Raw genomic sequence first — 12,721 nt, forward strand, 5'->3', positions numbered from 1 at the left:
TGCGGGTGTCAGGTCGCCGCCGCCTCGCTCACGGCCGGGACCGGCCGACGATCTCCCGTGCGAGTGACACGAGTCGGGGCAGTGCGGGGTGCCCGGGCCCGTCCCGCCGGGCCAGCAGGACGGGCAGCGGCGGGGCGTCGTCGAGGGGCCGGAACGCGACCCCGGCGTGCGGGTGCATATCGGCTGTGGACGCGCCGGAGACCCCCGCCCCCCGCCCGGCGGCGATGGCGGTGAGCCAGTCGTCGGTGTTGGCGACGGTGACCGTGGCGGCCGGCCGCGCGTGCGGGGGCCACAGATCGAGCGTGGTGGTCCCGGACACCGTGTTCAGGACGACGGCCTCCCCGGCCAGGTCCGCGAGCGACAGCGACCGGCCGGCCGCCAGCGGGCCGTCGGCGGCGACGGCCGCCACCCGGTCCTCGGTGAACAGCAGCTCCGTGACGAGCCCCGGGGCGTCCACCGGCCCCCGCAGCAGTGCCGCGTCGACCTCGCCCCGCGTCAGCCCCGCCGTACGGTCGTCGATCCTCCGCAGTTCGAGCGGGGTCAGGGGATGGCGCTGCTGCCACGTCCGCAGCAGGGGCGTGGTGTACGGGCCGAACGCCGACCAGGCGTGCCCGAGCCGCAGCGGCCAGTGGCGCAGCCGTCCGGAGTCGACGGCCTCGTCGAAGGCGCCGACGGCGGCGGCAGCCTTGTCCCGGAAGAGGACGCCCTCGGCGGTCAGGGCGAGATGGTGCGTCGACCGGTCGACGAGCCGGACGCCCAGGTGATTTTCCAGGGACGCGAGCGTCCGGGATACGACGGGCTGGCTGAGGCGGAGCCTCGCCGCGGCCCGGGTGACGCTGCCCTCGTCGGCGATCGCGAGGAAGGCCCGCAGATGGCGTACGTCGACACCGCGTCCGCCGGCCTCGCCGTCGCCCTGTCCTGTGCTCATGCGTGGGGAGCATAACGGGAGCGCAATCGGCATTTCACGTGCGGCGCGCGCGTCCCTACGGTGAGAAGGTGGGGGCCGTCGGTCTGGTGCCGTATCGTAGACTTCGTAGTGCAGTATGTTGAACTTTTGAAAGGTGTCAGGTGAACGACCCGCGGAGTACCGCAGAGCCGGCCGCAGCCGTCGCCGTACCGGAGGCGGTGTCCGCGCTCGACGAGCCCGGCCACGGCCGACCGGGCCGCCCCGGCGCACGCAGGGCCGCCCTGGGGCCGGTCGCGCTGGTGGTCGCGGGCGGGCTCTCCGTGCAGTTCGGCGCGGCGGTGGCGGTGCTGCTGATGCCGAGGGCGGGTGCGCTCGGCGTGGTCACCCTGCGCCTCGTCGCCGCCGCGCTCGTGCTGCTGGTCATCTGCCGTCCGAAGCTGCGCGGCCACTCCCGCGCGGACTGGGGCACCGTGGTGGCGTTCGGCATCGCGATGGGCGCCATGAACACGCTCTTCTACCAGGCCGCCGACCGCATTCCGCTGGGCGCGGCCGTCACGCTGGAGGTGCTCGGCCCGCTGGTCCTCTCCGTGGTCGTCTCCCGCCGCCTGGTCAACCTCGTCTGGGCGGGCGTGGCGCTCGGCGGTGTCCTCCTGCTGAGCGGCGGGGGATTCGACCGTCTGGACCCGGTGGGGGCGGCGTGCGCCCTGGGGGCGGGCGCCATGTGGGCGGCGTACATCGTCTTCAGCGCGCGCACCGGCCGCCGCTTCCCGCAGGCCGACGGCCTGGCCCTGGCGATGGTGGTGGCCGCGGTCCTCTCGCTGCCCCTCGGCATCATGGAGGCCGGGTCGAGACTCCTGGTCCCGTCCACGCTGGCCCTCGGTGTGGCGGTGGCCGTGCTGAGCTCGGTCCTCCCGTACACCCTGGAGCTCATGGCCCTGCGCCGGCTGCCCGCCCCCACCTTCGCGATCCTGATGAGCCTGGAGCCCGCCATCGCCGCCACGGCGGGCTTCCTCATCCTCGACCAGGCGCTCTCCACGACCGACGCCCTGGCCATCGCCCTGGTCATCGGCGCCAGCATGGGCGCGGTGCGCGCCACGTCGCGGAGAGGGAGGATGGAAGGGACCTGAGGAAGGAGGCCCGCCCATGGGATCCGTGAAGGAGACCGATGAGTACGACGGGCTGTACGCGCACACCCCCTCGCAGGCCGAGGGCGACCGCGACGAACCTGCGGGCCGGGCCGCCGAGACCCACCCGGACGTCCCGCGGACCGAACCCTCGCAGGCCGAGGGCGACCGTACCGAGTAGGCGTGGGTCAGGCGTCGAAGGGCAGGATGCGGAACGCGGCGAATCCGGGCGTCAGGGGTGTGATGGCCCGGAAGTCGCGCTGATCGAGGGTGAAGATGCGATCGGTCCTGTACCGGTCCGCGAGGACGACGCCCACCGCGTCCGCGAGATCCAGCCTCAGCCCCTCGTACGTGCGGCGCACATGGTGCGCCGCACCGAGGTCTGCGGGCTTCAGCTCGGCCAGCCTGTACTGGCCGTCCGCCATGCGGGAGTTCAGTGCCTCCATCACCTGCATCGCGGCCGGGAAGCCGAGGTCCCGGTGCACCAGGTGATCCAGTTCGGTGACGACGAGCGGTGAGATGGCGAGCCTCTCGTGCTCGAGGATCTTTGCGGCCTCGGGATGCTCCGGCTGTGCCGCATCGAAGGCGGCGTACAGGGCGGACGTGTCGGCAACGATGATCAACGCCGTGCCGCTCGTTCCTTGATGTGCCCGTAGAGGGTGTCGTCCATGGCCTCGGGGGTGAGCGGACGCCCGCTGTCGAAGACCGGAAGCCTCTGGGTCCCCTTCGGGCGCTCGGCGTTCTCGAGGAGCATTGCGACGCCACGCCTGATGAGCTCGGCCTTGCTGATCCCCGTGGCCGACGACTCGGCGTCCAGTCGTACTTCCAGGTCCTCCGGAAGGTACACCGTCGTCTTTTTCATGCCCCACAGGGTACCACCTGCCATACGTAGGGCACTCGTGGAAGGTGCCTGCTCGCTACGGCCCGCGGCCATGGACGACAGCGTGTAGGTGGGCAATGCGGGGACGGATGCCGCGGTACGCGGAGGAGGAGTCCGTGGTGCTGACCGCCCGCCGGCCACCCGTCCCCGGCTGCGGGGTGACCGGCGGCGCCTGACCGGGGGACCGCCTCCGCGGTTGAGGGCGGTTCGTTTTTCGTCACAGGCGATGCCTGGCACTCGTGCCGGCGGTCGTACCGGTCGACGATGGACCCATGAGCAACGAACCCATCTCCCTTGCCAAGGCCCTGGCCTCCTTCGACGCCCTCTGGAGCCCCCGCATCGTCACGCGCGTCAACGACTACGACGTCCGCATCGCCAAGGTCGCGGGCGAACACGTCTGGCACGTCCACGACGACACCGACGAGTTCTTCCTGGTCCTCGACGGCGAGTTGCACATCGCGCTGCGGGAGCCCGCGGGCGAACGCACGGTCCTCCTCCCGCAGGGCGCGGTCTTCACCGTTCCCCGGGGCGTGGAGCACAAGCCGCACGCTCCGTCCGGCGCCGCCATCCTGATGTTCGAGCCCACCGGGACGCCCAGCGTGGGTGACCGGCACGACGACCTGCCGGACCACGTGGACGCGACGACCGGGCACCCGCTCGCCACCTGAACCGGCCTTTCTCCGGGCGCGGTTGTTCCCAGCGAAAAAACCATGCAAGCATGCTTGCTTGTTTTCTGGGGCGCTGGCATGCTCCGGGGCACACCGCCACGCCCCGAGGGAGTGCACCGTGTCCGATGCCGCAGCCGTGACCGTCGCCGTGCTCGACGACCTGCGCCTGGAGAGCGACGAACTCGACCTGCTGGTCGCGGGACTGGGCGCCGGAGGATGGGCGGGGCCGACACCCGCCGAAGGGTGGACCGTCGCGCACCAGATCGCCCATCTGAACTGGACCGACGAGGTCGCGCTGATCGCCGTCACCGAGCCCGACGGGTTCGCCGCCGAGGTGGACAGGGCGCTCGCCGCACCGGAGAGCTTCGTCGATCGGGCGGCGGCCGAGAGAGTCGCACTCCTCTCGCCCGAAGCCCTGCTCGCGCAGTGGCGGCAGGATCGGACGCGGCTCCACCAGGCCCTGCGGGACGCGCCTGCCGGGGCGCGTTTCCCCTGGTACGGACCGCCCATGAGCGTCGCCTCGATGGCGACCGCGCGGCTCATGGAGACCTGGGCCCACGGGCAGGACGTCGCCGACGCCCTCGGGGTGGCTCGGAAGCCGACCGCGCGGCTGCGGCACGTGGCCCGGATCGGGGTGCGGGCCCGGGACTACGCCTACTTCGTTCGGGGCGAGCAGCCGCCGGGCGAGCCGTTCCGGGTGGAGCTGGAGGGGCCGGGCGGCGAGGTGACCGGGTACGGCCCCGAGGACGCGGCCCAGCGCGTCACGGGCCCCCTGCTCGACTTCTGCCTGCTCGTCACCCAGCGGGCCCACCGCGACGACCTCGCCCTGGAGGCCGTGGGAGCGGACGCCGGCCACTGGCTGGACATCGCCCAGGCCTTCGCCGGACCCGCCGGCCCCGGGCGCTCCCCGAAGGGGGACCGATGACGCGGCCGCTGCGGATCGGCAACGCCTCCGGGTTCTACGGCGACCGCTTCGACGCCGTACGGGAGATGCTCACCGGCGGCCCCCTCGACGTCCTGACCGGGGACTACCTCGCCGAACTCACCATGCTGATCCTGGGCCGCAGCCGGCTCAAGGACCCCGGCCGCGGATACGCCACCACGTTCCTGCGGCAGCTGGAGGAGAATCTCGGCCTCGCCCACGAGCGGGGCGTGAAGATCGTCACCAACGCCGGAGGGCTCAATCCCGCCGGACTGGCCGACGCCGTACGGGCACTGGCCGACAAGGCGGGCCTGCCCGTGCGGGTCGCCCACGTCGAGGGCGACGCCCTGCCCGCGCCCGACGGATTCCTCACCGCCAACGCCTACCTCGGCGGCGCGGGCATCGCGGCCTGCCTGCGCGCCGGGGCGGACGTCGTCGTCACCGGACGCGTCACCGACGCCGCCCTCGTCACCGGACCCGCCGCCGCCCACTTCGGCTGGGGGCCCGAGGACCACGACGCCCTCGCCGGGGCCGTCGTCGCCGGGCACGTGCTGGAGTGCGGGACGCAGGCCACCGGAGGGAACTACGCCTTCTTCGGGGCGCACGACCTCCGCCGCCCCGGCTTCCCGCTCGCCGAGATCCACGAGGACGGCACCTCGGTGATCACCAAGCACGACGGCACGGGAGGCGTCGTCGACGTCGGGACGGTCACCGCCCAGCTCCTGTACGAGACCGCCGGGGCCCGGTACGCCGGCCCCGACGTCACCGCCCGGCTCGACACCGTACGGCTGACGCGGGGCGGGCCGGACCGCGTACGGATCTCCGGGGTGCGGGGCGAGGCCCCGCCGCCCACGCTCAAGGTCGGGCTCAACCGGCTGGGCGGATGGCGCAACGAGGTCGTCTTCGTGCTGACCGGCCTCGACATCGAGGCCAAGGCGCGGCTCGTGAAGGACCAGTTCGCCGATGCCCTGGCCCGGGGGGAGCGCCGGCCCGCGGAGGTGAGGTGGGAGCTCGCCCGTACCGACCGGGCCGACGCCCCCACCGAGGAGACCGCGAGCGCCCTGCTCCGCCTCGTCGTACGCGACGGGGACGCGGACACGGTCGGCCGTGCGGTGTCCGGGGCGGCCGTCGAGCTGGCCCTCGGCAGCTACCCGGGCTTCCACCTGACGGCCCCGCCGGGGAAGGGCGCCCCGTACGGGGTGTTCGAGGCCCGGTACGTGCCGGTGGAAGAGGTCGGGCACGTCGCCGTCCTGCCGGACGGGGAGCGGCTGGCCGTCCCCGCAGAAGGGCCCCGCAAGGAGCTCGAACCCCTGCCGGAACCCGGACTTCCCGAGCCCCTGCCGCCCGGCCCCGCCCGCACCGTCCCCCTCGGCCGCGTCGCCGGAGCCCGCAGCGGCGACAAGGGCGGCGACGCCAACGTCGGTGTGTGGGTACGGACCGACGACGCCTGGCGGTGGCTGGCCCGCGAGCTGACCGTCGCCCGCTTCCAGGAGCTGCTCCCGGAGACCGCCGGACTCACCGTCGTACGCCATGTCCTGCCGAACCTGCGGGCGCTCAACTTCGTCGTCCACGGCCTCCTCGGCGAGGGGGTCGCCGCACAGGCGCGCTTCGATCCGCAGGCCAAGGCGGTGGGGGAGTGGCTGCGCTCCCGGCACCTCCCCGTCCCCGCAGCGCTCCTGGAAGAACCGGAGGTGACCGCATGACCGTCCTGCCCACCGCACTCGACACCGCCGGACCCGAGTACACCGCCCACCGCGAGGCCATGCTCGCGAAGCTCGCCGAGCTCGACACCGAGCACGCCAAGGCCCTGGCGGGCGGCGGCGAGAAGTACGTGGCGCGGCACCGCAAGCGCGGCAAGCTGCTGGCCCGCGAGCGCATCGAGCTGCTGATCGACCCGGACACCCCGTTCCTGGAGCTGTCCCCGCTCGCCGCCTGGGGCAGCGACTACGCGGTCGGCGCCTCGCTCGTCACCGGGATCGGGGTCGTGGAGGGGGTCGAGTGCCTGATCACCGCCAACGACCCGACCGTACGCGGCGGAGCCTCCAACCCGTGGACGCTCAAGAAGGCCCTGCGGGCCAACGAGATCGCCTTCGCCAACCGGCTGCCCTGCGTCAGCCTCGTCGAGTCGGGCGGCGCCGACCTGCCCTCCCAGAAGGAGATCTTCATCCCGGGGGGCGCGCTGTTCCGCGACATCACCCGGCTCTCGGCGGCCGGGATCCCGACCGTCGCCGTCGTCTTCGGGAACTCCACCGCCGGCGGCGCGTACGTCCCCGGCATGTCCGACCACACCGTGATGATCAAGGAGCAGTCCAAGGTCTTCCTCGGCGGCCCGCCCCTCGTCAAGATGGCCACCGGCGAGGAGAGCGACGACGAATCGCTCGGCGGCGCCGAGATGCACGCCCGCACGTCCGGGCTCGCCGACCACTTCGCGCTCGACGAGCACGACGCGCTGCGCCAGGCCCGACGCATCGTCGCCCGGCTCAACTGGCGCAAGGCGCACGCCGATCCGGCGCCCGCCGAGCCGCCGAAGTACGACGAGGACGAGCTGGTCGGGATCGTGCCCGGGGACCTCAAGATCCCCTTCGACCCGCGCGAGGTCATCGCCCGGCTGGTCGACGGATCGGACTTCGACGCGTTCAAGCCGCTGTACGGGACGAGCCTCGTCACCGGCTGGGCCCGGCTCCACGGCTACCCGGTCGGCATCCTGGCCAACGCCCAGGGTGTGCTGTTCAGCGAGGAGTCGCAGAAGGCCGCGCAGTTCATCCAGCTCGCCAACCAGCGCGACATCCCGCTCCTCTTCCTGCACAACACCACCGGCTACATGGTCGGCAAGGAGTACGAGCAGGGCGGCATCATCAAGCACGGCGCGATGATGATCAACGCGGTGTCGAACTCCAGGGTCCCGCACCTGTCGGTCCTCATGGGCGCCTCCTACGGCGCCGGCCACTACGGCATGTGCGGCCGCGCCTACGACCCCCGTTTCCTCTTCGCCTGGCCCAGCAGCAAGTCCGCCGTCATGGGCCCCCAGCAGCTCGCCGGGGTGCTGTCCATCGTGGCCCGCGCCTCCTCCGCCGCCCGGGGCCTGCCCTACGACGACGAGGCCGACGCCGGACTGCGCGCCATGGTGGAGCAGCAGATCGAGTCGGAGTCACTGCCCGTGTTCCTGTCCGGGCGGCTGTACGACGACGGGGTCATCGACCCGCGCGACACCAGGACCGTCCTCGGGATGTGCCTGTCCGCGATCCACACGGCACCGGTCGAGGGCGCCCGCGGCGGCTTCGGCATCTTCCGGATGTGAGGCCCAGATGATCACCACTCTCCTTGTCGCCAACCGGGGCGAGATCGCCTGCCGGATCTTCCGCACCTGCCGTGAGCTGGGTATCGCCACCGTCGCCGTGTACTCGGACGCGGATGCCGGAGCCCTGCACGTCCGGGAGGCCGACACCGCCGTACGGCTCCCCGGGGCGTCCCCCGCCGACACGTACCTGCGCGGCGACCTCGTCGTGGCCGCCGCCCGCGCGGCCGGTGCCGACGCCGTGCACCCCGGCTACGGCTTCCTCTCCGAGAACGCCGGCTTCGCCCAGCAGGTGCAGGACGCCGGAATCGTGTGGGTGGGGCCGCCGGTCAAGGCCATCGAACTGATGGCGTCCAAGACCCGGGCCAAGGAACTGATGGCCGCCGCCGGGGTCCCGCTCCTCGCGCCCGTCGATCCCGCGGGCGCGACGGCCGCGGATCTGCCGCTGCTGCTCAAGGCCTCGGCAGGCGGTGGCGGACGCGGGATGCGGATCGTGCGGGACCTCGGCGAGCTGCCCGGAGAGCTGACGGCCGCCTCCGCCGAGGCCGCCTCCGCCTTCGGCGACGGCGAGGTCTTCGCCGAGCCCTACGTCGAACGCGGCCGGCACGTGGAGGTCCAGGTCATGGCCGACGCGCAGGGCACGGTGTGGGCGCTCGGCACCCGCGACTGCTCCCTCCAGCGCCGCCACCAGAAGGTCATCGAGGAGGCCCCGGCCCCGGGCCTCGACGACGGACTGCGCCGGCGGCTGCACGACGCCGCCGTCGCCGCCGCCCAGGCGGTGGGCTACCGGGGCGCGGGGACCGTCGAGTTCCTCGTATCCGCGGAGGGACGCCCGTACTTCCTGGAGATGAACACCCGACTCCAGGTCGAACACCCCGTCACCGAGGCCGTGTTCGGGCTCGACCTCGTCGCCCTGCAGCTGCGCGTGGCGGAGGGCGCGCCGCTGCCGGCCGCCGCACCGCCGACGCCCCACGGGCACGCGGTCGAAGCCCGGCTCTACGCCGAGGACCCCGCCGCGAACTGGCAGCCGCAGACCGGGACGCTGCACGCCCTGGACGTCCCGGACGGACCCGGCCTGCGGCTCGACACCGGCTACACCGGCGGCGACACCATCGGCGTCCACTACGACCCGATGCTCGCCAAGGCCGTCGCCCACGCCGGCACCCGCGCCGAAGCCGTACGCCTCCTCGCCCGCACCCTCGAACGCGCCCGCATCCACGGTCCGGTCACCAACCGCGACCTGCTCGTACGGTCCCTGCGCCACCCCGACTTCGCCGGGGCCCGCCCGGACACCGGCTTCTACGACCGGCACCTCACCGCGCTCACCCGGACCGAGGACGAGGACGGCCGCCGCCTCGCCGCCACCGCCGCCGCGCTCGCCCGGGCCGCGACCCGGCCCGCCACCGGGCCCGGCCGCTTCGGCGCCTGGCGCAACCTCGCCTCGCAGCCCATGACCGCCGGCTACCGCAGCGAGCCGGACGGCACCGAGTACGCGATCGCCTACCGGACCGGGCGGGCGGGCCCGCACCCGGAGACCGGCGAACGCGTCGTCGCCGCCGCACCCGGCCACGTCACCCTCGAAGCCGGCGGAGTCACCCGGCACTTCGCCGTCGCCGTCCACGACGGGCGGGCCTACGTGGACGGCGACGGCGGCTCGTACACCTTCACCGTGCTGCCCCGGTTCACCGACCCCGCCGAACGCACCGAGCCCGGCTCCCTGCTCGCCCCCATGCCCGGCACCGTCGTCCGCCTCGCGGACGGCCTCGCACCGGGCACGGCCGTCGAAGCCGGGCAGCCGCTGATCTGGCTGGAGGCGATGAAGATGGAGCACCGCATCCTCGCCCCCGCCTCCGGCACCCTCACCGCGCTCCACGCCGCCCCCGGCCTCCAGGTCGAGGTCGGCGCCCTGCTCGCCGTCGTCAGCGACACCGCCGCACCGGATTCCACCGCCCCGGAGGAGAACGCATGAGCACCGTCCTGGAAACCGAAGAGCACAAGGCACTGCGCGCCGCCGTCGCCGCGCTCGGCAAGCGGTACGGCCGCGCGTACTCCACCGACCTCGCCCGCAAGGGCGAGCACCCGCGCGAGCTGTGGGACGAGGCGGGCAAGCTCGGCTACCTCGGCGTCAACCTCCCCGAGGAGTACGGCGGCGGGGGCGGCGGCATGGCCGAACTCTCCATCGTCCTGGAGGAGCTCGGCGCGGCCGGATCACCCCTGCTGATGATGGTCGTCTCGCCCGCGATCTGCGGCACGGTCATCGCCCGCTTCGGCACCGAGGCCCAGAAGCGGAAGTGGCTCCCCGGCCTCTCCGACGGCACGCTGTCGATGTCCTTCGGCATCACCGAACCCGATGCCGGCTCCAACTCGCACCGCATCACGACCACCGCCCGCCGCGACGGGGACGACTGGCTCCTCACCGGCCGCAAGGTCTTCATCTCCGGCGTCGACATCTCCGACGCGACCCTCGTCGTCGGGCGCACCGAGGACGCGCGGTCGGGCAATCTGAAGCCCTGCCTCTTCATCGTCCCGCGCGACACCCCGGGCTTCGGACGCACGGCGATCGACATGGAGCTGTACGCGGCCGAGAAGCAGTTCGAGCTGGTCCTCGACGACGTACGGCTGCCCGCCGACGCGCTCGTCGGAGGGGGTGCCTCCGGCGCGGGCGAAGCCGGGAGCGAGGGAGGGGACGCCGGTCTGCTCCAACTCTTCGCAGGCCTGAACCCGGAGCGCATCATGGGCGCCGCGTTCGCCATCGGCATGGGGCGGTACGCCGTCGGACGGGCGGTGGAGTACGCGAAGACCCGCACCGTCTGGAAGGGCGCGCCCATCGGCTCCCACCAGGCCATCGCCCACCCGCTGGCCCAGGCCCACATCGAGCTGGAACTGGCCCGGCTCATGATGCAGAAGGCCGCCAGGCTGTACGACGAGGGCGACGACATCGGCGCCGGCGAAGCGGCCAACATGGCCAAGTACGCGGCCGGCGAAGCCTGCGTGAAGGCCGTCGACCAGGCCGTCCACACCCTCGGCGGCAACGGCCTCACCCGCGAGTACGGCCTCGCCTCGCTGGTCACGGCGGCACGCGTGGCCCGCATCGCGCCCGTGAGCCGGGAGATGATCCTCAACTACGTCTCCCACCAGTCGCTGGGACTGCCGAAGTCGTACTGACGACTCATGTCCGGGGTCTCCCCCTTCCGTACCGACAGGGGCGACCCTGCTCTTCACACCCGCACGGCGGCCCCGCCTCCCGAGGGGGCGCCGTGCCCGCCGCACCGCGACGACAGGGGACCACCATGGTGTTCCGCAGTGAGTACGCAGACGTTCCGGCTCTCGACATTCCCATCCACGAAGCGGTCCTCGGCGGGGCCGCGGCCTTCGGCGACACCGTCGCCCTGGTCGACGGCACGAACGGCCTCTCCGTCACCTACGCCCAGCTCGACACCTTCCACCGCCGCATCGCCGCCCACCTCGCCGGGGCAGGACTGCGCAAGGGCGACGTCCTGGCCCTGCACAGCCCCAACACGATCGCCTACCCCGCCGTCTTCTACGGGGCCACGCGCGCCGGGGCCTCCGTCACCACGGTGCACCCGCTGGCCACGGCCGAGGAGTTCGCCAAACAGCTCAAGGACTGCGCCGCCCGCTGGATCGTCACCGTGTCCCTGTTCCTCGACGTCGCCCGCCGGGCGGCCGAACTCGCGGGCGGCATCCAGGAGATCTTCGTCTGCGACCAGGCCGACGGCCACACGTCCGTACTCGACATGCTGGGCTCCACCGCCCCGGAACCCGAGATCGTGTTCGATCCCGCCGAGGACATCGCCGCCCTCCCGTACTCCTCCGGGACCACCGGCACCCCCAAGGGCGTGATGCTCACGCACCGCTCCATCGGCACCAACCTGGAGCAGCTGCGCCCCTTCATCCCCATGGAGCCCGGCCACAGCATCCTCGCCGTGCTCCCCTTCTTCCACATCTACGGGCTGACCGCCCTCATGAACGTTCCGCTGCGCTGCGGAGCCACCGTCGTCGTGCTGCCCCGCTTCGACCTCGACCAGTTCCTCGGAGCCATCCAGGAGCACCGCATCACCGGGCTGTACGTGGCCCCGCCGATCGTCCTGGCCCTGGCCAAGCACCCGGCCGTCGGCACCTACGACCTGTCCTCGCTCCAGTACATCGTCAGCGCCGCCGCCCCGCTGGACGCCGAGCTCGCCGAGGCCTGCTCCACCCGCCTCGGTGTGCCCCCCGTGCGGCAGGCGTACGGCATGACGGAACTGTCGCCCGGAACCCACGTCGTGCCCCTCGACGCCGAGAACCCGCCGCCCGGAGCCGTCGGGAAGCTGCTGCCGGGCACCGAGATGCGGATCGCGTCCATCGAGGACCCCGGGACGGACCTCGGCATCGACACCGACGGCGAGATCCTCATCCGCGGACCCCAGGTGATGAAGGGCTACCTCGGCCGGCCCGACGCCACCGCGGGAATGATCGACAGCGACGGCTGGGTGCACACCGGCGACGTCGGGCGCGTCGACGCGGACGGCTGGCTCTTCGTCGTCGACCGGGTCAAGGAGCTCATCAAGTACAAGGGCTACCAGGTCGCCCCCGCCGAACTCGAGGCGCTCCTCCTCACCCACGAATCCGTCGCCGACGCCGCCGTGATCGGTGTCCTGGACGCCGACGGCAACGAGATCCCCAAGGCCTACCTCGTCCGCGGGCCGGCCGCCCAGGACCTCACGGCCGAGGACGTCATGGCCTACGTCGCCGAGCGCGTCGCCCCGTACAAGAAGGTCCGCCGGGCCGAATTCATCGAAGCCGTACCGCGTGCCGCCTCCGGCAAGATCCTGCGCCGGGAGCTGCGCGACAGGGAGAAGAAGCAGTGACCCTCACCGCACCCAGAGCCGCACCCTCACCTGCACCCGCAGCCGCACCCGCCCGTG

Annotated in this window: 12 protein-coding genes; 9 read left to right on the forward strand and 3 right to left on the reverse strand. The window is 72.9% G+C overall.

The genetic code is table 11. The features are described from left to right. Positions 1 to 28 precede the first annotated feature (28 nt). Entirely contained in the window at positions 29 to 928 is a 900-nt protein-coding gene (locus OG927_RS18865; RefSeq protein ID WP_319101034.1) for a LysR family transcriptional regulator, read from the reverse strand. A 140-nt stretch (positions 929 to 1,068) separates the two neighbouring features. Between OG927_RS18865 and OG927_RS18870 the strand changes: the two genes are divergently transcribed. After that, the gene (locus OG927_RS18870) at positions 1,069 to 2,034 is read left to right on the forward strand and encodes an EamA family transporter (RefSeq protein ID WP_056796991.1); all 966 of its coding nucleotides are present in this window, start codon (positions 1,069 to 1,071) and stop codon (positions 2,032 to 2,034) included. Positions 2,035 to 2,050: 16 nt separating this feature from the next. Then, positions 2,051 to 2,212 carry a hypothetical protein gene (locus tag OG927_RS18875; protein ID WP_164494137.1) on the forward strand — a complete coding sequence of 54 codons (162 nt, stop codon included), beginning with the start codon at positions 2,051 to 2,053 and terminating at the stop codon, positions 2,210 to 2,212. 7 nt (positions 2,213 to 2,219) lie between these two features. Here OG927_RS18875 and OG927_RS18880 read toward each other — a convergent pair whose 3' ends face one another. Both OG927_RS18880 and OG927_RS18885 read right to left on the reverse strand, forming a co-directional pair. Further along, complete coding sequence (locus tag OG927_RS18880; protein ID WP_330320503.1) at positions 2,220 to 2,654, reverse strand: PIN domain-containing protein; 435 nt, start codon at positions 2,652 to 2,654, stop codon at positions 2,220 to 2,222. Then, on the reverse strand, positions 2,651 to 2,893 hold the full coding sequence (locus tag OG927_RS18885) for a ribbon-helix-helix domain-containing protein (protein WP_056796984.1): 243 nt from the start codon (positions 2,891 to 2,893) through the stop codon (positions 2,651 to 2,653). Before OG927_RS18885 ends, OG927_RS18880 begins: the two co-directional genes overlap by 4 nt. Positions 2,894 to 3,183: 290 nt before the next feature. Here OG927_RS18885 and OG927_RS18890 point away from each other — a divergent pair, with 290 nt between their 5' ends. From OG927_RS18890 to OG927_RS18920, 7 genes are all read left to right on the forward strand, one after another. Further along, entirely contained in the window at positions 3,184 to 3,579 is a 396-nt protein-coding gene (locus OG927_RS18890; protein WP_056796982.1) for a cupin domain-containing protein, read from the forward strand. Positions 3,580 to 3,697: 118 nt separating this feature from the next. After that, positions 3,698 to 4,504, forward strand: coding sequence for a TIGR03084 family metal-binding protein (locus tag OG927_RS18895; protein WP_056796979.1), 807 nt, complete (start codon positions 3,698 to 3,700; stop codon positions 4,502 to 4,504). Further along, entirely contained in the window at positions 4,501 to 6,204 is a 1,704-nt protein-coding gene (locus OG927_RS18900) for an acyclic terpene utilization AtuA family protein (RefSeq protein WP_056796975.1), read from the forward strand. The genes OG927_RS18895 and OG927_RS18900 overlap by 4 nt, the downstream gene beginning before the upstream one ends. Beyond that, positions 6,201 to 7,799, forward strand: coding sequence for an acyl-CoA carboxylase subunit beta (locus OG927_RS18905; RefSeq protein ID WP_124281442.1), 1,599 nt, complete (start codon positions 6,201 to 6,203; stop codon positions 7,797 to 7,799). The genes OG927_RS18900 and OG927_RS18905 overlap by 4 nt, the downstream gene beginning before the upstream one ends. Before the next feature lie 7 nt (positions 7,800 to 7,806). Further along, positions 7,807 to 9,765, forward strand: coding sequence for an ATP-binding protein (locus tag OG927_RS18910; RefSeq protein ID WP_330320504.1), 1,959 nt, complete (start codon positions 7,807 to 7,809; stop codon positions 9,763 to 9,765). Then, positions 9,762 to 10,961 (forward strand): acyl-CoA dehydrogenase family protein, encoded by a 1,200-nt coding sequence (locus OG927_RS18915; RefSeq protein WP_056796967.1) that lies wholly within the window; start codon positions 9,762 to 9,764, stop codon positions 10,959 to 10,961. Before OG927_RS18910 ends, OG927_RS18915 begins: the two co-directional genes overlap by 4 nt. A gap of 125 nt (positions 10,962 to 11,086) precedes the next feature. Next, complete coding sequence (locus OG927_RS18920) at positions 11,087 to 12,664, forward strand: 4-coumarate--CoA ligase family protein (RefSeq protein ID WP_056796965.1); 1,578 nt, start codon at positions 11,087 to 11,089, stop codon at positions 12,662 to 12,664. Positions 12,665 to 12,721: the final 57 nt, after the last annotated feature.

It is taken from the genome of Streptomyces clavifer (assembly GCF_036345975.1).
GTDB classification, from domain to species: Bacteria; Actinomycetota; Actinomycetes; order Streptomycetales; family Streptomycetaceae; genus Streptomyces; species Streptomyces clavifer.